This window comes from Halorubrum tebenquichense DSM 14210, assembly GCF_000337415.1.
Taxonomy (GTDB): Archaea; Halobacteriota; Halobacteria; order Halobacteriales; family Haloferacaceae; genus Halorubrum; species Halorubrum tebenquichense.
In genome coordinates, this window is sequence record NZ_AOJD01000023.1 from 1 (window position 1) to 20,609 (window position 20,609).

General features: G+C 70.3%; 19 protein-coding genes and 1 pseudogene. 12 read left to right on the plus strand and 8 right to left on the minus strand.

Annotated features, from left to right (window positions below):
* Positions 1 to 187: 187 nt before the first annotated feature.
* From C472_RS02440 to C472_RS02455, 4 genes are all read left to right on the plus strand, one after another.
* Complete coding sequence (locus C472_RS02440) at positions 188 to 1,387, plus strand: tRNA-intron lyase (RefSeq protein WP_006628200.1); 1,200 nt, start codon at positions 188 to 190, stop codon at positions 1,385 to 1,387.
* 54 nt (positions 1,388 to 1,441) lie between these two features.
* Positions 1,442 to 2,044, plus strand: coding sequence for a hypothetical protein (locus C472_RS02445; RefSeq protein ID WP_006628201.1), 603 nt, complete (start codon positions 1,442 to 1,444; stop codon positions 2,042 to 2,044).
* A 96-nt stretch (positions 2,045 to 2,140) separates the two neighbouring features.
* A complete protein-coding gene (locus C472_RS02450) occupies positions 2,141 to 2,683 on the plus strand; it encodes a putative phosphothreonine lyase domain-containing protein (RefSeq protein WP_006628202.1) in 543 nt (180 codons plus the stop codon).
* Between the two features lie 114 nt (positions 2,684 to 2,797).
* Positions 2,798 to 3,403 (plus strand): GNAT family N-acetyltransferase, encoded by a 606-nt coding sequence (locus C472_RS02455; RefSeq protein WP_006628203.1) that lies wholly within the window; start codon positions 2,798 to 2,800, stop codon positions 3,401 to 3,403.
* Between the two features lie 192 nt (positions 3,404 to 3,595).
* Here the strand turns inward: C472_RS02455 and serS are convergent, their stop codons facing one another.
* The 4 genes from serS to C472_RS02475 form a co-directional block, all read right to left on the minus strand.
* Complete coding sequence (gene serS, locus C472_RS02460; RefSeq protein ID WP_006628204.1) at positions 3,596 to 4,966, minus strand: serine--tRNA ligase; 1,371 nt, start codon at positions 4,964 to 4,966, stop codon at positions 3,596 to 3,598.
* Between the two features lie 242 nt (positions 4,967 to 5,208).
* The gene (locus C472_RS02465; RefSeq protein ID WP_006628205.1) at positions 5,209 to 7,296 is read right to left on the minus strand and encodes a DUF11 domain-containing protein; all 2,088 of its coding nucleotides are present in this window, start codon (positions 7,294 to 7,296) and stop codon (positions 5,209 to 5,211) included.
* A 381-nt stretch (positions 7,297 to 7,677) separates the two neighbouring features.
* Entirely contained in the window at positions 7,678 to 7,917 is a 240-nt protein-coding gene (locus tag C472_RS02470; protein ID WP_006628206.1) for a hypothetical protein, read from the minus strand.
* Positions 7,918 to 8,033: 116 nt separating this feature from the next.
* Entirely contained in the window at positions 8,034 to 8,558 is a 525-nt protein-coding gene (locus C472_RS02475) for a hypothetical protein (protein WP_006628207.1), read from the minus strand.
* A gap of 139 nt (positions 8,559 to 8,697) precedes the next feature.
* On the opposite strand from C472_RS02475, the gene C472_RS02480 reads away from it, so the two are divergent.
* The 5 genes and pseudogenes from C472_RS02480 to yciH all read left to right on the plus strand — a co-directional run bounded on the left by C472_RS02480 (position 8,698) and on the right by yciH (position 15,149).
* Entirely contained in the window at positions 8,698 to 10,053 is a 1,356-nt protein-coding gene (locus C472_RS02480; RefSeq protein ID WP_006628208.1) for a dihydroorotase, read from the plus strand.
* Between the two features lie 232 nt (positions 10,054 to 10,285).
* A complete protein-coding gene (locus C472_RS02485; protein WP_006628209.1) occupies positions 10,286 to 11,326 on the plus strand; it encodes an AAA family ATPase in 1,041 nt (346 codons plus the stop codon).
* 7 nt (positions 11,327 to 11,333) lie between these two features.
* Positions 11,334 to 12,506, plus strand: coding sequence for a DUF58 domain-containing protein (locus C472_RS02490; protein ID WP_006628210.1), 1,173 nt, complete (start codon positions 11,334 to 11,336; stop codon positions 12,504 to 12,506).
* Positions 12,503 to 14,801, plus strand: a pseudogene (locus C472_RS02495) (transglutaminase family protein). The gene C472_RS02490 and the pseudogene C472_RS02495 overlap by 4 nt, the downstream one beginning before the upstream one ends.
* A gap of 54 nt (positions 14,802 to 14,855) precedes the next feature.
* Positions 14,856 to 15,149, plus strand: coding sequence for a stress response translation initiation inhibitor YciH (gene yciH, locus C472_RS02500; protein WP_004046732.1), 294 nt, complete (start codon positions 14,856 to 14,858; stop codon positions 15,147 to 15,149).
* 146 nt (positions 15,150 to 15,295) lie between these two features.
* Here the strand turns inward: yciH and C472_RS02505 are convergent, their stop codons facing one another.
* Complete coding sequence (locus tag C472_RS02505; RefSeq protein ID WP_049906222.1) at positions 15,296 to 16,129, minus strand: geranylgeranylglycerol-phosphate geranylgeranyltransferase; 834 nt, start codon at positions 16,127 to 16,129, stop codon at positions 15,296 to 15,298.
* Positions 16,130 to 16,381: 252 nt separating this feature from the next.
* On the opposite strand from C472_RS02505, the gene C472_RS02510 reads away from it, so the two are divergent.
* From C472_RS02510 to C472_RS17240, 3 genes are all read left to right on the plus strand, one after another.
* Positions 16,382 to 17,428 carry a cell division FtsA domain-containing protein gene (locus tag C472_RS02510; RefSeq protein ID WP_006628213.1) on the plus strand — a complete coding sequence of 349 codons (1,047 nt, stop codon included), beginning with the start codon at positions 16,382 to 16,384 and terminating at the stop codon, positions 17,426 to 17,428.
* A gap of 88 nt (positions 17,429 to 17,516) precedes the next feature.
* Positions 17,517 to 18,125, plus strand: a complete 609-nt coding sequence (locus tag C472_RS02515) for a helix-turn-helix domain-containing protein (RefSeq protein ID WP_006628214.1) — start codon at positions 17,517 to 17,519, stop codon at positions 18,123 to 18,125.
* Positions 18,126 to 18,194: 69 nt separating this feature from the next.
* Positions 18,195 to 18,356: a hypothetical protein gene (locus C472_RS17240; RefSeq protein WP_161612604.1), complete on the plus strand. Its 162-nt coding sequence runs from the start codon at positions 18,195 to 18,197 to the stop codon at positions 18,354 to 18,356.
* Positions 18,357 to 18,389: 33 nt separating this feature from the next.
* Here C472_RS17240 and C472_RS02520 read toward each other — a convergent pair whose 3' ends face one another.
* The 3 genes from C472_RS02520 to fer all read right to left on the minus strand — a co-directional run bounded on the left by C472_RS02520 (position 18,390) and on the right by fer (position 20,571).
* The gene (locus C472_RS02520; protein ID WP_006628215.1) at positions 18,390 to 19,625 is read right to left on the minus strand and encodes a TIGR04347 family pseudo-SAM/SPASM protein; all 1,236 of its coding nucleotides are present in this window, start codon (positions 19,623 to 19,625) and stop codon (positions 18,390 to 18,392) included.
* A complete protein-coding gene (locus C472_RS02525; protein ID WP_006628216.1) occupies positions 19,622 to 19,996 on the minus strand; it encodes an Htur_1727 family rSAM-partnered candidate RiPP in 375 nt (124 codons plus the stop codon). Before C472_RS02525 ends, C472_RS02520 begins: the two co-directional genes overlap by 4 nt.
* A 185-nt stretch (positions 19,997 to 20,181) precedes the next feature.
* Positions 20,182 to 20,571 carry a ferredoxin Fer gene (gene fer, locus C472_RS02530; RefSeq protein ID WP_006628217.1) on the minus strand — a complete coding sequence of 130 codons (390 nt, stop codon included), beginning with the start codon at positions 20,569 to 20,571 and terminating at the stop codon, positions 20,182 to 20,184.
* Positions 20,572 to 20,609: the final 38 nt, after the last annotated feature.

Sequence of the window (20,609 nt, forward strand, 5' to 3'; positions counted from 1 at the left end):
CGGCGGTCGTGTCGATCGGCGATTTATAAGCGAGAACAACCCCGCACGGCCGAGCGGCTGGGGCTTCGGCGGCGGTCGTCGTGGACTCGTACGAAACTGTTTATAAACCGACTGCTCGACCCGCTCCGTCGCAGTCCCACGAGTACCGACCGCAACCCCCTTCCCTCGGCCGGCCGCGGTGACGGACATGCACCCGACGGGACACCTGCGCGACGATACGGTCCGCGTCGGCGGGGACGCCCGCCAGCGCTTCTACGACGGCCGGGGATACGGGCGACCGCTCGACGGCGACGAGATCGCGCTCTCGCGCGTCGAGGCCGCGCACCTCCTGTTCCGGGGCGATCTCTCCGGGATCGCACTCTCCGAGAACGCCGACCCCGTCGGCTTCGAGCGCTTCTTCGTCGCGAGCGCGGCCGCGGCCGACCGCTTCGCGGTGCGGTTCCTCGTCTACTCGGACCTGCGCGACCGCGGCTTCTACCTCTCGCCCGCCCGCGAGCCGTGGCCCGGCGGCCGGGACGCCCCGGGCGACGCGGTCGACTTCGTCGCCTACGAGCGCGGCGAGACGCCCGACACGGGCAACGTGAAGTACCCGATCCAGGTCGTCGGCGAGCGCGAGTCGATCGCGGCGAGCGGACTCGCCGGCCGGACCCTCGCCGTCGTCGACGAGGAGTCGGACATCACCTACTTCGCGGCCGAGTCCGCCCCGATCGAGGGGTCGACCGACTACGAGCCGCCGAGCGACCTGACCGGCGTCCTCCTCGCGGACCGGGTCGTCGTCTGGGACGCCCCGGTGGACCTCCACGAACACGGCTTCTACGGCCAGCCGCTCACGGGCCGGGCCGCCGACGTGGAGGGCGCGCTCCAGCTCTCGCTCGTCGAGGCCGCGTCGCTGGCGGCAGAGGGCCGGCTCTCGGTGTCAGAGACGAACGAGGTCACGGGCGCGAAGGACGTGGACGCCGACGGCGGCTCCCCCGACGACGCCGCCGCCCGGGTGGTCGCCCGCGGCCGCGACGTGGAGGGCGAGCGGTTCGACCGCCGGCTCGCCGCGTACGAGCGGCTCCGCGCGGCCGACGCGGTCCCGAAGACCGGATTCAAGTTCGGCGCGGACTTCCGCACGTACCTCGACGTGGAGACGGTCGAGGACCTGCCACACTCGGAACACCTCGTGCGCGTCGTCGAGCCCGACCACCGCTTCTCGCCGCGAGAACTCTCCCTCGACGTGCGGCTCGCCGGCGGCGTCCGCAAGGAGATGGTCTTCGCGCTGACGGCGGTCGGCGACGACCACCCCGCCGACGGCGGGAGTGAGGCGGGCGGCGCGGCCGGCAGCGCCGACGCGGTCCTCGACGCCGACGTGGAGTGGCTCTCGATCGACCGCCTGACGCCCTGACGCCCGCCCGAAGCGAACAGAAGGCTTTTTTGACGGCTCGCCGTGCCCGCACTCATGCCGCTGCCCTCCGCCACAGAGTCCGAATCGAGCGCGTACGACATCTCGACCGTCGACCTCAGCGACGACCGCTACGAGGTGAAACAGTCGATGGTGCGCAACAAGTACGCCGTCCGCGACAGCGCGGGCGACGTCGTCCTCCGCGGGAAACAGAAGCTGTTCAAGCTGAAAGAGGAGTTCCCGTTCGTCACCGGCGACGGCGAGGACGCGTTCTCCGTGAAGGCCGGCGGCATCATGGACGTCGCGGGCAACTACGCGATCATCGACGCGGGCACCGGCGAGGAGGTCGTCGTCTTGGACGAGGACTACTCCATCTTCGTCGAGAACTGGACGGTCCGAGACCCCGAGACCGGCGAGGCGCTGGCGACGATCAAATCGAAGAACAAGCTGCTGTCGGCGCTCCGCCACCTCGTCGGCGCGGCGAACCTCATCCCGAACAAGTACGAGATATTCGACGCCGACGGCGGTCACGTCGGCGACATCGAGGGGAAGTTCTCGATGCGCGACGAGTACACCGTCACCGTCGACGACGCGAGCGACGTGCCGAAGGAGGCGGTGATCGCCGCCGCGTGCGTCCTCGACGCCTTGGAGAACCAGTAGCGACGGGCCCAGCACTCCGGTGGAATCGGTTTCACTTCCGCGCCGCATGGCGAGCGGTTTTGTTCACTCCCGTCCGACGTTGAGACGGTATTACGCATGCAGTCCCCGCTCGATATCACCGAGAGAGAACAGCACTGGCTCCGTAGTCGAGACGTGAGTGACGCACCGAAGATCGGGGGTGACGACTACTTTTCCGATCACGATGTGACTCGACCCGAAAACGTCGAATCCGACGATCTGCCGGCAGCGGACAGCGAGGCCGTTCGCGAGATCGACCGCGAAGCCCTGAGAAAAGAGAAAACGATCTGGAAGTGGCAAGTGACAGGGTCGGCGGACCGCATCGAACGGCTGTGGCCCGAGCTCCTCGCTGACGCGGAGGAGGGCATCATTTGGGCGGTAAAGGCGATGACCGCGTTCGGATACGAGGAACTGCCGATGTACGACGAGTATCTCCTCACGGTCTACACGCCCAACTACTTCGAGCGTCACGACGTCGCCCGGGTCAGGGAACGCCTCCGAGACGAACACGGCGTCGCTCACGATCTGTACTACAAACCGGACATCTACACCGCGAAGGGGATCACGGCGGAAACGGCCGAGGAGTTTGGTCTGTCCGTCCCCGCTAGATACGTCGAGTAGCATTTGTTGGAGCGCTGTGCTTCAGACGAATTGTCGACTAAACATTCGATTGATGAGAGGATGCGTACTGTCTCTCTGGTCGAATTTTTAAACTCCTCTTGGTTATTATCTGATATGCTGTTTCCGAGACAGATTGAGACGGAGAACCTCCGTCTACAGCAACTCTCTCATGAGAACGTCGATGTCTTCGACTACTACGAAGTGTGTTCTCACCAGGAGCCGTCCATTGAAGAGATCACCGAGTACCTTCCGTGGGACCCACACAAAACAGTGAAGCAGACGGCCGATTACATCGATGAACTCGAAGCCAAATGGGATGACGGAGCGCGAGCGGAGTATATCATTCGCTCTAAGGAGGGCGAACCAGGGGCGGGGAAGATCGTGGGGGCGGGTGGTCTGATTGTCGACTGGGAGACGCAGACGGGTAAGCCTGCGATCTGGCTTCGCAAACAGTTCTGGGGCAATGGTTACTCCGGCGAACGGGCGGATGCGATGTTTGAATTGGCTTTCGAGGACTTAGATCTCGACCTCATCGCCGTGCCCGTACAGGACGGAAACGACAGGTCTCGGAGGGCCGTTGAAAAGTACGTCTCTTCACACGGCGGTCAGTACGACGGGATCGTTCGTAACTCGACGGCTCGACCCGACGGGACGATAATCGACCACCACCGTTACACGGTTACTCAAAAGCAGTATCGAGAATCGATGCGTGAGACATAGCCACCCCGCACTGAGCGATCGAGGGTGTGAGATCATCGACTCCTGACGGTTTCAACGAAGCAACGAAGCGATACGGGCGAGCCTCCGATCGAGAGTGGGATTGTGTCGATCTATCACCGATAGGTTCCTGATCTGTTCGGTCTCGAAACGAGATCCCCGTTCCGATCTATCTGGAGGCGACCCGGGCGCGGCCTACTCTCCGCCCAGTTTCGACTCGCCGACCGGGTCGTGGCCTTCGATGACCTCGGTGCCGCCCATGTACGGGCGCAGCGCCTCGGGGACGGTGACGGTGCCGTCGTCGTTCTGGTAGTACTCCAGAACCGCGACGACGATCCGCGGGACCGCCAGCCCGGAGCCGTTCAGGGTGTGGAGGTACTCCGCGGACTCGTGGTGCTCCTCGCGGTACTGAATGCCCGCGCGGCGCGCCTGGAAGTCCTCGAAGTTCGAGACCGAGGAGACCTCAAGCCAGCGGCCGCCCTGCTCGGGCCCCTCGTCCATGTCGTCGCCGGGGGCCCACACCTCCACGTCGTACTTCTTCGCCTGCGTGAACCCGAGGTCGCCGGTACACATCTCCAGGATGCGGTACGGGAGTTCGAGGCGACGCAGCACCTCCTCGGCCTCGTCGACGAGTCCCTCGAAGCGCTCGTCGCTCTCCTCGGGCCGCACGAAGTTCACCATCTCCACCTTGTTGAACTGGTGGACGCGGACGATGCCGCGCGTCTCGGTGCCGTGTTCGCCCGCCTCCTGCCGGAAGTTCGGCGTGTACGCCTGGTACTTCAGCGGGAGGTCCTCGCCCAGCAGGATCTCGTCGCGATGGAGGTTCGTGACGGGCACCTCGGCGGTCGGGAGCAGCCAGAGGTCGTCGTCGTCGTACGCCTCCTCGTTCGACCCCTCGACGCGGTAGGCGTCCTCGGTGAACTTCGGGAGCTGCCCCGTGCCGCGCATCGACGCGGAGTTGACCGGGATCGGCGGGAACACGTCCTCGTACCCCTGCTCGCGGTGCACGTCGAGCATGAACTGGATCAGCGCGTGTTCGAGGCGCGCGCCGTCGCCCTTCGCGACGTAGAAGCCGCCGCCGGCGACCTTCGCGCCGCGCTCGAAGTCGAGGATCTCCAGTTCCTCGCCGAGGTCGTAGTGCGGCGTCACGTCGTCGGGGAGGTCGCGGAGGTCGTCGAACCCCTCGCGGCGGCGCTCGACGTTCTCGGACTCGTCTTCGCCGACCGGCACCGACTCCTGCGGGACCTGCGGGAGTTCGAGCAGCGACTCCTCCAGTTCGGTCTCCAACGTCTCGGCGCGCTCCTCGATCTCCTGAAGCTCCGACTTGAGCTCCTGTGAGCGCTCGATCGCCTCCTGAGCGGCCTCCTCCTCGCCGGATTGTTTCAGCTCGCCGATCTTCGAGGAGACCTCGTTGCGCTCGTGGCGCAGGTCGTCGCCGCGCTGTTTCAGCTCCCGCCACTCCTCGTCGACGTCGAGTATCCGGTCGAGGTCGACGTCGACGCCCTTGTTGTCGAGCGCCTCGCGGACGACCTCGGGGTTCTCCCGGACGAACTGTCGAGACAGCATTTAACGAGAGTTCCGCGGGACGACCCAAAACCGTATCGGAGCGTCGGCACCGATTGGCACGGGGCGTGGCGGTGCTCGGAGTGTGACGGTGGTCGGAACGTGACGGTGGTCGGAGCGTGTCGGTAGTCGGAGCGTCAGTGCGATCGGGTGAGACGCGCGTAAAAAACGGACGCCGAGCCGCGACGGCGGATTTAACTCGATATAACCGCCCTGCGGCGGTTTCCGGCCGAGCCGATGTCCGCCTAGTTGGTGATCACGTGAGCGACGCAGTCCTCGTCCACGAAGGTCCCGTCGGCGGACAGCCGGGCGCAGTTCTGGACGCCGTCGGAGCCGCCGGGGAACTGGCTGACGGGCGCGACCGCGACGGTCAACACGAGCGTCGGGAGACACTGGCCCGCGCTGAGTCCGCCGCTGTTCGGGTGCGTGGCGGTGACCGTTCCGCCGCTCGCCGACGCACTCCAGCCGCTTCCGGACGCGGAAACGAACGAGATCCCGCCCGGCAGCGTGTCCGTGACGGTTATCTGGCCGTCACAGGTCTGCTCTTGGAGCATACACACGTCGATCTCGTAAGTCGACTGCTGGCCGTATTTGAACTGGCCGCCGGTCGTCTTCTCGACGTTGAGCCCGTCACAGGAGGCCTGCGGGGGCTGGACCGGAACGCTGACGCAGCTCCGGTTGTTCCTGGCGTTGCCGTCGTCGCTCTCGATGCTCGCGCAGTTGCGGATCGCGTCGCCGGTCTCGTCGATCGAGCCGATCTCGACCTCGAGCGTGAGCGTCGGGAGGCAGTCGCCCGAGGCCAAGCCGCCGCTGTTCGGGTGTTCCGCGCTGACGACGCCGCCCGACTCGCTGACCGACCAGCCGCTCCCGCTCCCGCCGAGGAACGTCACGCCGCTCGGTAGCGCGTCGACGACCGGGACCGGTCCACGGCAGCGCCCGTCTCCCTCGTTACAGACGGTGATCTGGAACTCGGTCGTGTCGCCGGGCGCGACGCTGTCCGCCTCGTGGGTCTTCTCAATGGACAGGTCGCAGTCGCCCCCGGTGCCGGTGGTGTCGATCGGGACGGTGACGCAGCTCTGGTTGTTGTCCGAGTCCGCGTCGTCGAACTTGATGCTCGCGCAGTTGCGGACCGCGTCGCCGACCTCGTCTATCGAGCCGATCTCGACTTCGAGCGTGAGCGTCGGGAGGCAGTCGCCGGGGGCTAACCCATTGCTGTTCGGGTGTTCTGCGGTGACGACACCGCCGGTCTCGCTGACCGACCAGCCGCTCCCGCTCCCGCCGAGGAACGTCACGCCGCTCGGCAGCGTGTCGACGACCGGGACCGAACCGCGGCAGTCCTCTCCGCCGACGTTACAGACGGTGATCGCGAACTCGGTCGTGTCGCCGGGCGCGACGCTGTCCGCCTCGCCGTCGTGTTCCTTCCGTATCGAGAGGTCACAGGCGCCGCCGACGGTATCCGTGTCGACGGGGACGCTGATGCAGTCGCGGTTGTTGGTCGAGTCCGCGTCGTCGCTCTCGATGCTCGCGCAGTTGCGGATCGCGTCGCCGGTCTCGTCTATCGAGCCGACCTCGACTTCGAGCGTGAGCGTCGGGAGGCAGTCGCCCGGAGCTAAGCCGCCGCTGTTCGGGTGCTCCGCGCTGACGACGCCGCCCGACTCGCTGACCGACCAGCCGCTCCCGCTCCCGCCGAGGAACGTCACGCTGCTCGGCAGCGAGTCGACGACCGGGACCGGCCCTCGGCAGCGCCCGTCTCCCTCGTTACAGACGGTGATCTCGAACTCGCTCGTGCTGCCGGGCACGGCGAGGTCACCGCGGTGCTCCTTCGATATCGACAGGTCGCACTCGCCGGTCCTCGTGACCGAGACGGTGACGCAGTCGGTCTTGTAGCTCAGGTCCGCGTCGCCCTGTTCGACCGTGACGCAGTTGCGGACCGCGTCGCCGACCTCGTCGGGGGATCCCACGTCGACCGCGAGGGTCAGCGTCGGCAGACAGTCCCCGGGGCTCAGACCGTTCGCGTTGGGGTGCTCGCAGGTCACGACCCCGCCGCTCTCGGTACAGCTCCAGTCGGTTCCGGTGTCACCGGCGTACGTCACGCCGCTCGGGAGGTCGTCCGTGACGGTCACGGCGTCCTCGCAGGTGCCGTCGCCGTCGTTACAGACGGTGATCTCGAACTCGGTGGCGGTCCCGTACGAGACGGTGTCGCCGACGTGTTCCTTGGTGACGGAGAGATCGCACTGACGAGGCGGCCACGTACAGCCGGCCAACGATATCGCACCGCCCACGCCGACCGTCTGAAGGACACGACGCCGGTTGATCGACGGCTCGTCCGTCATCGGAGGCACCGCCTTTCGGAGGGGATTCGGGCGGCGTCGAGAGATCGGTCCGTCTCAGGGCCGCGGCTCCGTGGGGTCGATCGGGTCCGAGTTCGAGGCGACCGACTCCGCGGAGATCGAGTCCGAGGAGAGCCGCATTGACCGCGGCGGTTGCGAGTGGCGACACCGGTTCCGTTGGGCGGGCGTATGATAGTCATTGTTAGGCATGAAATTACGCCCTACCGAACGGTAAGTGTAGGATGTAATTTATGATTATTCTTATAAATAGATGGCTACGGGATATATACTTGTCGTAGAGACAGGTACAGAGCGTCTATGTCTCGTCCTACTGAGCGGACGGATTCAGAAGGATAGCCGTTCACGAGCGCCGCCGCTTCCCCGTCAGGGGAATATCGTGAAGCTCGCGTACAGCATGAACAGCGCGAGACCGGCGACGACCACGCCCATCACGCGCATCAGGATGATCCGCGTGTCGCTCGGTTCGAGCGTCTGTGTCGAACCGTCCGCTGAGCGCAGGTTCCACCGAGCCATTCGTCTCGGGAACGCGGCCATCGCCAGCGCGCCCGCGGCAACGAGGAGGGGGACGGCGGCGAAGAACAGTCGGAAGGGAGCGGGGAACATACCCGAGCCTACGACGCGACCGCCACGAAAATCTTCCGCCCGCTGAGCGTTCCCGCGGCGCCCTCGACTTCTCCGAGCGATGTCGTCAGTGGCCGGTCGGGCCCGGAACGCCGCCCTCAATACCCGCCCGGTAGCGCCATGCCGACGGCGAGCGCGACGAGCGGCACCGCGGCGACGAGCGCGTACCACAGCCCGGCCGCGACGAGGAGGAGCCACGTCGAGGGGCCGTATCCGGTCGGGTCCCAGTCGACGCCGATCCGCGGGAGGCCGAGCACGGCGACGGCGGGCGCGACGAGAGCGACGAGGACCGCGCCGAACAGCGCGGTGTCGAGGAACCCTTCGCTCCAGCCGGGGCCCGCGGAGTCGACGAGCCAGACGGTCAGGAGGACGCCGACGGCGTAGGGGACGGAGAGCCCGACCGAGACGGCGACGTAGGAGGGCACGACGCGTCCCTCCGGGGGGAGCGCGCGGAACAGCGCCCGGAGGCGCGCCGCCGCGAGCAGCGGCGCGCACAGTCCCGCGGCGACGAGGCCGGGGAAGAGCAACAGCGCGGCCGTCCACAGCCAGCCGAGGATCGAATCCGCGATGGCGGGGACCGCGAGGGGGGAGAGCGACGGGAGGGCGGCGAGGGCCGGAACCATGCGCGAGGGAGTCGCCGCGGGCGACAAACGTCTTGTGGTGGCTCGCGGCGGTCCCTCGCCGGACGCGGTCGCCGCCTCCCCGCCGACGCCCGACTGGAACCACCAGCGTTTATCCCGCTCGCCGCGACCGGGGGACAAGATGCTCATCACGGGCGCGACGCTGGCCGACGGCCGGGGACGGGACGTGCGGATCGGCGACGACGGACGGATCGACGCGGTCGCCGAGGGGCTGGACGCCGACGCCGGCGAGCAGGTCATCGAGGCGCGGGGCCGACACCTCCTCCCGGGCGCGGTCGACGTCCACGTCCACTTCCGCGAACCGGGCGGGAGCCACAAGGAGACGTGGGCCTCGGGCTCGCGCAGCGCGGCCGCCGGCGGCGTCACCACCGTCGTCGACCAGCCGAACACCTCGCCGCCGACCGTCGACGGCGACGCGTTCGACGAGAAGGCCGCGCTCGCCGCCGAGTCGCTCGTCGACTACGGGATCAACGGCGGCGTGACCGCCGACTGGGACCCCGAGAGCCTGTTCGACCGGCCCCTGTTCGCGCTCGGCGAGGTGTTCCTCGCGGACTCGACGGGCGACATGGGGATCGACGCCGACCTGTTCGCGGACGCGCTCGACGAGGCGACCGCCCGCGGCGTCCCGGTCACCGTCCACGCCGAGGACGCGACGCTGTTCGACGAGCGCGCCCTCGACGGCGACCTCGGCGGGATCGGGACGGCCGCGACCGCGGACGCGTGGTCGGCCTACCGGACCGCCGACGCGGAGGTCGCGGCCGTCGAGCGCGCCCTCGCGGCGGCCGCCGAGCGCGACGCGCGGGTACACATCACGCACACCTCGACGCCGGAGGCGGTCGACGCCGTCGTCGAGGCCCGCGAGGAGGGTGCCGACGGCGAGGGGACCGACGACCCGCGAGTCACCTGCGAGGTGACGCCGCATCACCTGTACCTCTCCCGCGAGCGGGCGCGGTCGCTCGGGACGTTCGGTCGGATGAACCCGCCGCTCCGGTCCGAGGAGCGCCGCGAGGCGCTGTTCGCGCGGCTCGCCGCGGGCGACGTCGACGTGGTCGCGACCGACCACGCGCCCCACGCCGTCGACGAGAAGCGGCGCGGGCTCGTCGACGCCCCGAGCGGCGTCCCCGGCGTCGAGACGCTGTACCCCCTCCTCCTCGAATCGGTCCGGACGGGAGAGCTGTCGCTCGAACGCGTCCGCGACGTGGTCGCCGCGAACCCGGCCGCGGCGTTCGGACTCGACCGGAAGGGGCGGGTCGCCGAGGGGTACGACGCCGACCTCGTCTTGGTCGACACGACCGACCCCCGAGAGATCGAGGCCGCCGCGCTCCACAGCGCCTGCGCGTGGACCCCGTTCGAAGGGCTCCGCGGCGTCTTCCCCGAACTCACGCTCGTCCGCGGCGAAGTCGTCTACGAGCGCGACCCCGCGACCGGGGCGGCGTCGTTCGGCGAGCCGGTCGGGCGGAACGTCCGGGACGCCTGACGGCGGGGACTCGGGGCGACCGCGACTCCCGACGACAGCGACTCCGGAGCCGTCGGGTCGGGCGCGATCCGACCCCGCGGTACCGCACCCCGATCCTCCGTATCGCTCGGGAGTTCGCCCGGCGGAACGCATATCCCGTTGCTCTCCTTAGCCGAGTCATATCGATGATCACGGGGAGCATTCGCACGGTCGCACCCGAGCGGGCAACCGACCCGGGCGAGACCGGCCGTCCATGACGGACCCCGGAGAGTCCGGACCGATCGGAACCGGTCCGGTGGAGCCGGCCGACGGCGAGGGGGAGTCGGCGGGGGCGGCCTCCGGTTCCGGGAGCGCGGCCGCGGCGGGCGACCCCGAGACGCCGGCGGACGTCGCCGCGCTCGCGGACCGGATCGCAGGCGAGGTCGAGGAGGTGATCGTCGGCAAGCGCGACGCGGTCGAACACGTCCTCGTCACGGTGTTGGCGCGCGGCCACCTCCTCGTCGAGGACGTCCCCGGCGTCGGGAAGACGACGCTCGCGAAGTCGGTCGCGCGCTCGATCGACGGCTCGTTCAAGCGCGTCCAGTTCACGCCGGACCTCCTCCCGTCCGACGTCACCGGCGTCAACGTGTTCAACCGGCGAACGGACGAGTTCGACTTCCAGCCCGGCCCGGTGTTCGCGAACGTCGTCCTCGGCGACGAGATCAACCGCGCCCCGCCGAAGACGCAGTCGGCGCTCTTGGAGGCGATGGAGGAGAACCAGGTGACCACCGACGGGACCACCCGCGACCTGCCGGACCCGTTCTGCGTGATCGCGACCCAGAACGACGTCGAGCCGGGACAGACGTACGAACTGCCCGTCGCGGAGGTGGACCGCTTCACGAAGAAGATCCGGCTCGGCTACCCGGACACCGACGAGGAGACCGCAATCCTCGGACGGCTCGCCGGCGACCACCCGATCGACTCGGTGGAGCCGGTCGCGACGGTCGCCGACGTGCGCCGCGCCCGAGCGATCGTCGGCGAGATCGAGGCCTCGGAGGCGGTCAGGGAGTACGTCGCCCGCCTCGCGGTGTTCACCCGCCGGAACGCGGAACTCGGGGCGAGCCCCCGTGGGAGCCTCGCGCTGATCCGGGCGTCGCAGGCCCGCGCCGCGCTCGACGGCCGGGGGTACGTGATCCCCGACGACGTACAGGCCGAGGCACCGACCGTCCTCTCGCACCGCGTCCGGACCGCGTCGGGCGGGACGGACGGCGCGGCGGTCGTCGACGACGCGCTCGACCGGGTCCGGGTGGAGTGATCGGACGGTGACGCCGACGCTCACGCGCCGGGGACGGATCGCCGGCGTCGCGGGACTCGTCGCGGTCCTCAGTGCGATTCTCGCCGGCGGCCGCGCGCTCGACGCGGTCGTGCTCCCGGTCGCCGTCGCGCTCGCCGCCGGCTACGTCCAGGTGTCGCGCGTCGACGTGCCCCCCGTGCGACACGTCGCGCCGCCGAACGGGTTCGTCGGCGAGACGCGGGACGTGCGGCTGGAGTTCGGCTCCGGGGCGGCCGGGGGCGGCGGCTCCTCGATCCCCGGAACCGGCCCGTCCTCGTTCCTCGCCGACGTCCGCGTGCGCGTCGGCGAGGGACTGGACGGGCCGGCGACGCCGATCCGGGCGTCAGTCGGCACGGAGCCGGTCTCGTACCGCGTGACGTACCGCCGGCGCGGCGAGCGGACCCTCGGCCCGGTCGACCTCACCGTCACCGACGTGTTCGGGCTGTTCGAGCGCGACCTCGTCGTCGACGAGACCGCCGCGGTGACCGTCTACCCGCCGCGCGACGCGATCCCGACCGGGTTCCGGCGGGCGCTACACGCGGCCGACGCGGTCGACGTGAGCCGGGAGCGCGAGGAGTTCGACCGGCTCCGGGAGTACGCCCGCGGCGACGCGGTCCGCGACGTCCACTGGGCGACGACGGCCAAGCGCGACGAGATCGTCGTCAAGGAGTTCGCGGCCGAGACCGCCCGGAATCGCGTGACGATCGCGGGCGGGACGACCGTCAGCGGCGGCGACGAACTCGCCGGGTTCGGGGCCGCCGACCGCGGCGACGGCGCGGGCGACGACCGCTCTCCGGGCGCGGCGGCGGCCGACGAGCTCGCGCGGGCGACCGTCAGCCTCGCGCTGGCGCTGCTCGACGACGGCGTCCCGGTCGAGGTGGCGCTGCCGGCCGGACGGGTGTCGGCGTCGCCGGGCGGCCGCGGGCGGCGCGAGGTGCTCGACCTCGCCGCGCGGACCGGCCCGGGACCGGTGCCCGAGGCGGACGCCGACGTGACGATCCTCGCCGACACCAACGGGGCCCGGTTCCGGACCGGCGACCGGTCCGTCTCCCTCGCCGACCTGCGGCGCGAGGCGGACGAGGGGCGCGCCGCGACCGACGCCACCGGGCGGACCCGAACGGGGGCGACGGCGGCGGAGCGACGGGAGGTGACGCCGCCGTGAGCCGCGAGTCGTCGAGCGGGACGACCCGCCTCGCGGCCGCAGCGGACGCCGGAGACCGGCGGTTCGCCGACCCGGCGGTCGTCGGGGTGGTCGTCGTCGCCGCGGCGTACCTCGCCGTGTTCTTCCGGGTGACGAACGTCGTCGGCGGGACGGCGCGGGTCGCCGCCNGTCGGGGTCGCCGGCGTCGGGGGGGTCGCGCTGGCGCGGGCGGTCCGCGAGCGGACCGCGCTGGGGCTCGCCCTCGCGGTCCTCGTGGTCGGGCTGTCGGGGTACCTCTTCGCGATCCCCGAGAGCCAGCGCGCGCTGTTCACCGTCCGGAGCGTCGCCCTGGACGTCCTCGCGCTGTCGACCGGCCTCTCCGTGCTGCGGCTGGCGCTCGCGGACGTCTGGGTGCTCGCCGTGGCACCGGTGCCGACGTTCCTCGTCGGCTACTTCGCCGGACGGGGCCGCCACGTCGCGGCGGCGACCGCCGCCGGCGGGACCCTCGGGTTCCTCGTGCTCACCGGCGACGCCGGCACGTGGGCGGCGGTCGCCGGCGTCGTCGGACTGGCGCTCGCCGTCGGCCTCTCGACGCTCTCGACGCCGAGCCGCCGCCGCGGCCACGCCGGCACGTTCGCGGTGGTGGTCGCGGCGATGGTCGTCGCGAGCGCGACGGTCACCGTGGTCCCGGCGGGCGGGGCGACGCCGCTCGGGATCGACCGCGGCACGGCGACGCTGGAGTCGAGCCTGAGCGGCGACGACGAGCTCGAAGTCGTCGGGACGACGCGGCTCTCCCCGGAGGTGCGGTACACGATCGAGAGCCCGGTGGAGCGGAACTGGCACACGGGCGCGTACGACACCTACACCGGCGACGGCTGGGTCAGGACCGGCGAGCGGTCCACCCTCGGCGGGTCGCTCCCCGGGCCGCCCGGCTCGACGGAGGCCGCGTCCGTGTCGATCAGCGCGGAGACCGAGTCGACCGCGCTGCCGGCACCGTGGAAGCCGGTGTCCGCGTCCGCGCCGGACGACAGGGAAGTCAGGATCGACGAGCGCGGCAGCCTCCGGCTCGCGGAGCCGCTCGAGCCGGGTGAGCGGGCGACCGTGGAGAGCCGCGTGCTCGACGCCGACCCCGCCGCCCTCCGGAACGCGAGCGACGACTACCCGGCGGCGATCGAGGAGCGCTACACGCAGCTGCCGGAGAGCACCCCCGACCGCGTCGCCGAGCGGACCGCGGAGATCACGGCTGCGGCGGACGCGGACTCGCCGTACGAGCGGGCGGCGGCGGTCGAGGCGTACCTGCGCTCGGAGTACGACTACTCGCTCACCGTCGAGCGGCCCGACGGCGACGTCGCCGACGCGTTCCTCTTCGAGATGGACGCCGGCTACTGCGTCTACTTCGCGACCACGATGGCGGCGATGCTCCGGTCGCAGGGGATCCCGACCCGGTTCGAGAGCGGCTACACCTCGGGCCAGCGGGTCGGCGAGGACGAGTACGTCGTCCGCGGGCAGAACGCCCACGCGTGGGTGTCGATCTACGTACCGGACCACGGCTGGGTGGCGTTCGACCCCACTCCGTCCGACCCCCGCGACGAGGCCCGGAACGCCCGGCTCGCGGAGGCGCGCGCCGACGGCGCGGCTGACGTCGACACCGAGGCGTCCACGCCGAACCAGACGCTGGAGGCGGACACCGGGACGGTCCGCCCGGACTCGCTCGGCGGCGACGGCGGCGACGATTCGACGTCCGACGCGGACGCGAACGGCTCGACCGACCCCGCGACGGGCGACGCGAACGGGACGAACGGCTCGGGGAACGCCTCGTCGGTCGACGTGTCGCGGCTCGAAGGCGCGGAGGCCGAGGGCATCCAACAGACCGGCGGGGGCGGCGGCTCCGAGGGCGGCGGCGGACTCCTGCCGACGCCGAGCGCGGAGACCGCGATGTACTGGCTGCTCGTCGCCGCGCTCGCGGTCGCGGGCGCTCGGCGGACGGGCGTGACGGAGCGCGCGAGCCGCCGACTCGGGCCGGTCCTCCCGCGGTGGCGGCGCGACCCGGCCGCGGACGCCGAGCGCGCGTTCGCGGACCTCGAACGGCTGCTCGCCGGGCGGTACCGCGAGCGGCGGCCGGGCGAGACGCCGCGGAGCTACGTCGACGCGGTCCGCGCGCTCGGCGCGGACGAACGCGTCGAGACCGTCGCGGCCGCCTACGAGCGCGCCGCGTACGCCGGGTCGGTGACCCGCGCCGAGGCCGACGAAGCGCGGCGGACGGTCCGGCGGCTGGCGCTCGAACGCGCCCCGCTCATCGGGCGGTTCGTCCGCTGATCGGGGGGCTTCCCGACACTATTTAATACGGGCGTCCTGTAGATTCGGGCTGTAATGTCGGAAGTCTGCTCGACGTGCGGACTGCCCCAGGAACTCTGCGTCTGCGAGGACGTCGCGAAGGAGTCCCAGCAGATCAGCATCCGCATCGACGAGCGCAGGTACGGTAAGGAGGTAACGGTCATCGAAGGCTTCGACCCGAAGGATGTGGACATGAGCTCCCTCTCGTCGGATCTCAAGTCGAAGTTCGCCTGCGGCGGCACCGTCGAGGACGGGGCCATCGAGCTTCAGGGGAACCACTCGGGTCGCGTGGAGGACTTCCTCCGCGACAAGGGTTTCAACGTCGCGTGACCGTCACCTGAGCGTTCGCCGTCGAGCGCCGTTTCCCGATCCCGAACCGCGATCACCGTCGATTTTTCGTTGATCACGTCGGACAGCGACTGCTCCGTCGATCCCGTGTCGAACTTGTCGGTCTCGCGGCGGCGTCGCCGGTCGGATCAGAGGACCACCGCGGCCCGGCCGACGACGAACGCCGCCGCCGCGAGGAACGTGCCGTACTTGAAGCGGCGCTGCGCGGCGGCGGGGTCGGCGAAGCCCTCGTAGGCCGCGTACAGCATCACCGCGTCGGCGACGGCGACGACCGCGAGGTACGCCGCACCGAGCGTCCCGGAGAGGTACGGCAAGGGGCTGACGGCGACGGCGGCGACGAGGGCGGCCGCGCCGATCCACAGCGCGCGGCGCTCGCCGACCGCGATGGGGAGCGTGGTGAGCCCCTCCTCGCGGTCGCCGGCCACGTCCTCGACGTCTTTGATCACCTCGCGAGTGAACGTCGACAGGCCGGCGAGGGCGGCGAGGACGAGGACCGCTCGGGGACTCCCGACCGCGGCCCCGCCGAAGAGGAACGTCGAGCCGACGAGGTAGGCGACTAAGGCGTTACCGAGCCCGGGCGTCCCCTTGAACAGGCTCGTGTAGGTGACGAGGGCGACGAGGTTCACCGCGGCGATGCCGATCGAGAGCGGCGGGAGGGGGAGCGCGGCCGCGACCGCGACAGCGAACCAGACGACGGCGGTCGCGAGCGCGCCCCGCGGCGAGACCGCTCCCCGTGGTATCGGACGGTCCGGTCGGTTGACGGCGTCGATCTCGCGGTCGAAGTAGTCGTTGATCGCGTTGCCCGCCGCGACCGCGAAGACAGTCGTCACGGCCGCGAGCGCCGTCGGGACGGCAGCACCGCTCGCGCCCGCGACGAACGCGCCGGTGGCCGTGAGCACCCCGGCGGCGACGCAGTTGCCGGGGCGCGCGAGTTCGACGACACCGCGGAACGTGTCTCGCACGTCGTCCGCGTACTCCCGCCCGCGAGGAATAAACGGTGCGGGATCGGTCGGACGCGGCCGGCGGTTCGGCATCGGTCGGACGCGGCCGGCGGTTCGGCATCGGTCGGACGCGGCCGGCGGTTCGGCATCGGTCGGACGCGGCCGGCGGAACTGCGCCGCTCCCTCGGGTCCCGAACGTGTTCCGACCGCCGTCGGGATCGCTCGCCCGGACTGCCACGAACGTTTATGCCGTCCGAAATGAAATGAGCGCGTATGGCCAAAGGCCTAGACGTCGGAACGATGAACATCCTCTCCGGACGACAGGAAGGCGCGGAGACGGTGTTCGTACAGCAGCGCAACTCGTTCGTCGAGATCGAGTACAGCGACATGGCCGAGCAGATGCTCTCCCGCAGCGAGGTCCTCCACATCCGGAAGGACGACAAGGTGTACGTCGTCGGCGACGACGCCCTCAACTTCGCGAACATCTTCAACAAGGAGACCCGCCGCCCGATGCAACACGGCATCCTCTCCAGCGAGGAGGCGTCGGCCATCCCGATGATCAAACTCATCACCGAGCAGGTGGTCGGCGAGCCGTCGAAGCCGAACGAGCGGCTGTTCTACTCCAGCCCCGCGGACCCGATCGACTCCGGGCTGACGACGCTGTACCACGAGAAGACGCTCGAATCGATGCTCGGCGACATGGGGTACGACCCCGAGCCGATCAACGAGGGGATGGCGGTCATCTACTCCGAACTGGCCGACAACAACTTCACGGGGCTCGGAATCTCCTTCGGCGCGGGGATGACGAACGTCTGTCTCGCCTACTACGCGGTCCCCGTGATGAAGTTCTCCATCGCCCGCGGGGGCGACTGGATCGACGAGCAGACCTCGCAGGCGACCGGGACCCCGGTCGACAAGGTGACGAGCATCAAGGAGGACGACTTCGAGCTCGACTTCCGCACCGACGTGGGCGGCGTCGAGGGCGCGCTCGCCATCTACTACGAGAACCTGCTCGACTACGTCATCGAGAACATCACCCGCGAGGTCGACGAGGAGGACGTCGAGGAGGGGCTCGACGTGCCCGTCGTCGTCACCGGCGGCACCTCCAGCCCGAACGGGTTCGAGGATCTGTTCGCCGACCACCTCGCGGACGCGAACATCCCGTTCTCGATCAGCGGCGTGCGCTCGGCCGACGAGCCGATGTACAGCGTCGCCAGCGGTGCCCTCGTCGCCGCGCGCTCCGAGGAGGGCGACACCGGCGGCGACGCCGGCGGGAGCGAGGAGCCGGCCGAGGAGGCCGCGCCCGAGTCCGAGGACTGAGGCGTCGGTACGGACCCGAGGCGGACCGCCGCGCCGGATCGCGGGAATCCGCCGAAGGATAAAACCGACTCCGTCCGTACCGACTGACATGTCCGACGCCGCCGGGGCCGACGGTGACCGTCGTCTGCGGGTCGACCTCGACGTCGACCCCGCCGCCGAGGGCGGCTGTCCGATCGTCGCCGAGAGCGACGACGCCGCGTCGGTGGCGGTCAACGCGGTCGGCGACGACTGCGTCGTCGACGTGACGACGCCGGACGGCGAGGTGCGCCGCGGGACCGGCGCGGTCGACGAGGACTGCCTCTGTCACGCGTTCGGGCGGGTCGGCTGCGCGCCGCACTTCCGGCGCGTCGAGGACGGGACGATTCTCGTGACCGCGTACGTCGACGACCGGGACGCGGTCCGCGGGCTGGTCGAGGAGCTCCGCGGCGTCGTCGACCGCGTTCGGCTCGTTCGGCTCGCGGTCGTCGAGGGGCCGGACGCGACCGAGCAGGTCACCTTCGACCTCTCCTCGCTGACGCCGAAACAGCGCCGCGGCCTCGAACTCGCGGTCGTCCGCGGCTACTTCGACGACGACCGCGACGTGCGCCTGCGCGAGCTGGCCGACGAACTGGGGATCAGCAAGTCCGCGCTCTCACAGCGGCTCCGCACCGCGCAGGCGAAGCTGGTGACGGACGTCTTCGACGGCGGCGAGCGCTGAGCGGACCCTCTTGAAACGGTACACAGGTGAAGCGAGAGGCCGAGGGGCCGGCGAGCCGTCCGTCCGGGCATGAGCGACGACGACCCGCCGGTCCCGGAGCCGGTCCGAGACGCGGCCACCGTCGAGCTCGTCCGCGACGCCATCGGCGTCGCCCGGGGCGAGGTGCCCGCCGAGCGGTTCTCGGCGAAGTACGGCACGGGTCGGGAATCGGACGGCGACGGCGGGGAGTGAGTCGAGGGGGAAAACGGTCGGCTCGCGGGCGACTCAGTCGTCGGCGGGCGCGGACCGGTCCGCGGCATCGAGCCGTGCGAGCGCCTCCTCGCCGCCGCGCTCCGCCTCCGTGAGGTAGCACTTCGGGTCGGGCGCGAACGGGTCGCCGTGCGCCGAGAGCGCGCGGAGCCGCGAGCCGCCGCGGCAGATCGACCGGTACGCGCAGTCGGCACAGCGCCCGGAGAGGCGTTCCTCGCGCTCGCGGAGCCCGGAGAGGAGCGGGTTCGACTCGTCGGACCAGATCGCGCCGAACGAGCGGTCGCGGACGTTGCCGGGCGAGTACCCCTGCCAGAACTGCGTGAGGTGGACGTTGCCGACGGGGTCGACGTCGGCGACGCGCTCGCCGGTCGGGTCGCCGCCGTTGCGTTCGAGGTAGCGGTAGATCAGCTCCGCGCGGTCGCTCCCCATCTCGCGGTCGGCGTACTCGACGAGGTGACCGGCGTCGGCGTAGTTGCCGACGAGCAGCGTCTCTATCTCCTCGCCCGCCTCGTGGTACTCGCGCGTGAGGTCACAGAGGTCCCTGACCGCCTGCCGGGTGGCTTCCGGCGAGAGGTCCACGTCGGAGATGTCGGCCCCGCGCCCGCCGTAATCGAGGTGGTAGAAGCAGAACCGGTCGACGCCGACGTCGGTGAGCAGGTCGACGACGCCCGCGAGGTCGTCGACGTTGTGTTCGGTGATCGTGTACCGCAGCCCCGTTTTCAGCCCGACGTCGAGACAGGCCTCGATCCCGCGGACCGCCGCGTCGAACGCCCCCTCCTCGCCGCGGATCCGGTCGTTGCGCTCGGGGAGCCCGTCGACGGAGACGCCGGCGTACTTGAGTCCGGCCTCCTTCAGTTCTCGGGCGCGCTCGCGGGTGAGGAGCGTCCCGTTCGTCGAGAGCACCGGGCGGACCCCGCTGTCGGCGGCGTACGCGACGAGTTCGGGGAGGTCCTCGCGGACGAGTGGTTCGCCGCCGGAGAACAGCAGGACGGGGACGCCGAACTCGGCGAGGTCGTCGATGAGCGCCTTCCCCTCCGCGGTCGACAGCTCGTTCGGCGCGCCCTCGGCGTCGGCACCGGCGTAGCAGTGCTCGCAGTAGAGGTTACACCGCTTCGTCGTGTTCCAGACGACGACCGGGCGCTGCTGTTTGTCCTCCGTGATCTGCGGCTTCTTCGAGCCGTCGGCCGCGTCGTAGCGGAGCCCGTCGCTCTCGGCGTCGAGCCCGCACAGCAGCTTGCTGACGGAGATCATCGCGACCCCCCCGCGTCGTCGGCGTCGGCCGCGGGCGCGCCGCCGCAGGAGGCGGTCGGCGTCCCCTCCGTCTCCTCGTAGACGCGCGGCTCGTCCGCGTCGTCGGACGGTTCGGTCGCCGATTCCTCCCCCGCGAGCGAATCGGCGGAGTACCGGGACACCTCCGCGGCCGGACACACCCACACGTCGCGGGCGTACCACGCGAAGAGTTTGCTCGCCTCCTCGTGGGCGACGTCGGAGGTCGGCGCGGCGACCGTGCCGACGTGGCGGAGGGGGTCCGACTCCTCCTCGCGGACGAACACCTCGAACCGGCGACCGTCGGCCGACCGCGGCCCGTTCGCGCCCTCGCTTCGGCTCGTCTTTTCGACCATACCCCCCGTACGGACGGTTCCCCGAACGGGGTTTCGCGCGTTCTCACGGCCGCGAAATTCGCCCGAACAGGTTCGGGCAGACGCGAGCGGCGGCTGCTCGGTGGCGTGATCGGAAGGAATTCGGGGACCGCGGCGGCGGCGGTCCCGCGTGAGAACGGTCCGCTACCGGAGTGATAGAGAGCCGATCAGATGACGCGGTTCTGCAGGTAGTCGAGGTGTTTCGCGTTGTAAACGATCTTGACCTCGTCGGTGGCCGGGCTCCCGATACAGGTGAGCCGGACGTTCTTCTCCTCGACCTCCTCGTCGGAGAGGATCTGCTGCATGTCCATGTCGATGTCGCCCTGCTTGACGATGGACGCGCAGTTCGCACACGCACCGGCGCGGCACGAGAAGGGCCAGTCGTAGCCCTGCGCCTCGGCGGATTCCAGGATGTACTCGCCCTGGTTGATTTCGAGGGTACCGTAATCCTCCTCGTCGAGGCCGGCGTCGGCGGCCGCCTCGAAGAGGTCGTCGTCGTCCATCGACCAGCCGTGGTCGTCGAGCACTTCGTAGTTGAGGTATTCTACTGTGGGCATCATCTGCCGGTTTGGTGCCCACGTCATTAGGCTTTGCT

Bases quoted from the DNA above. Each gene is read 5' to 3' on its own strand.
- C472_RS02445 (WP_006628201.1), top strand. From the start codon at position 1,442: ATGCCGCTGCCCTCCGCCACAGAGTCCGAATCGAGCGCGTACGACATC.
- serS (WP_006628204.1), bottom strand. From the start codon at position 4,966: ATGCTGTCTCGACAGTTCGTCCGGGAGAACCCCGAGGTCGTCCGCGAG.
- C472_RS02480 (WP_006628208.1), top strand. From the start codon at position 8,698: ATGCTCATCACGGGCGCGACGCTGGCCGACGGCCGGGGACGGGACGTG.
- C472_RS02455 (WP_006628203.1), top strand. From the start codon at position 2,798: ATGCTGTTTCCGAGACAGATTGAGACGGAGAACCTCCGTCTACAGCAA.
- fer (WP_006628217.1), bottom strand. From the start codon at position 20,571: ATGCCCACAGTAGAATACCTCAACTACGAAGTGCTCGACGACCACGGC.
- C472_RS02525 (WP_006628216.1), bottom strand. From the start codon at position 19,996: ATGGTCGAAAAGACGAGCCGAAGCGAGGGCGCGAACGGGCCGCGGTCG.
- C472_RS02470 (WP_006628206.1), bottom strand. From the start codon at position 7,917: ATGTTCCCCGCTCCCTTCCGACTGTTCTTCGCCGCCGTCCCCCTCCTC.
- C472_RS02515 (WP_006628214.1), top strand. From the start codon at position 17,517: ATGTCCGACGCCGCCGGGGCCGACGGTGACCGTCGTCTGCGGGTCGAC.
- C472_RS17240 (WP_161612604.1), top strand. From the start codon at position 18,195: ATGAGCGACGACGACCCGCCGGTCCCGGAGCCGGTCCGAGACGCGGCC.
- C472_RS02520 (WP_006628215.1), bottom strand. From the start codon at position 19,625: ATGATCTCCGTCAGCAAGCTGCTGTGCGGGCTCGACGCCGAGAGCGAC.
- yciH (WP_004046732.1), top strand. From the start codon at position 14,856: ATGTCGGAAGTCTGCTCGACGTGCGGACTGCCCCAGGAACTCTGCGTC.
- C472_RS02510 (WP_006628213.1), top strand. From the start codon at position 16,382: ATGGCCAAAGGCCTAGACGTCGGAACGATGAACATCCTCTCCGGACGA.
- C472_RS02485 (WP_006628209.1), top strand. From the start codon at position 10,286: ATGACGGACCCCGGAGAGTCCGGACCGATCGGAACCGGTCCGGTGGAG.
- C472_RS02475 (WP_006628207.1), bottom strand. From the start codon at position 8,558: ATGGTTCCGGCCCTCGCCGCCCTCCCGTCGCTCTCCCCCCTCGCGGTC.
- C472_RS02465 (WP_006628205.1), bottom strand. From the start codon at position 7,296: ATGACGGACGAGCCGTCGATCAACCGGCGTCGTGTCCTTCAGACGGTC.
- C472_RS02440 (WP_006628200.1), top strand. From the start codon at position 188: ATGCACCCGACGGGACACCTGCGCGACGATACGGTCCGCGTCGGCGGG.
- C472_RS02450 (WP_006628202.1), top strand. From the start codon at position 2,141: ATGCAGTCCCCGCTCGATATCACCGAGAGAGAACAGCACTGGCTCCGT.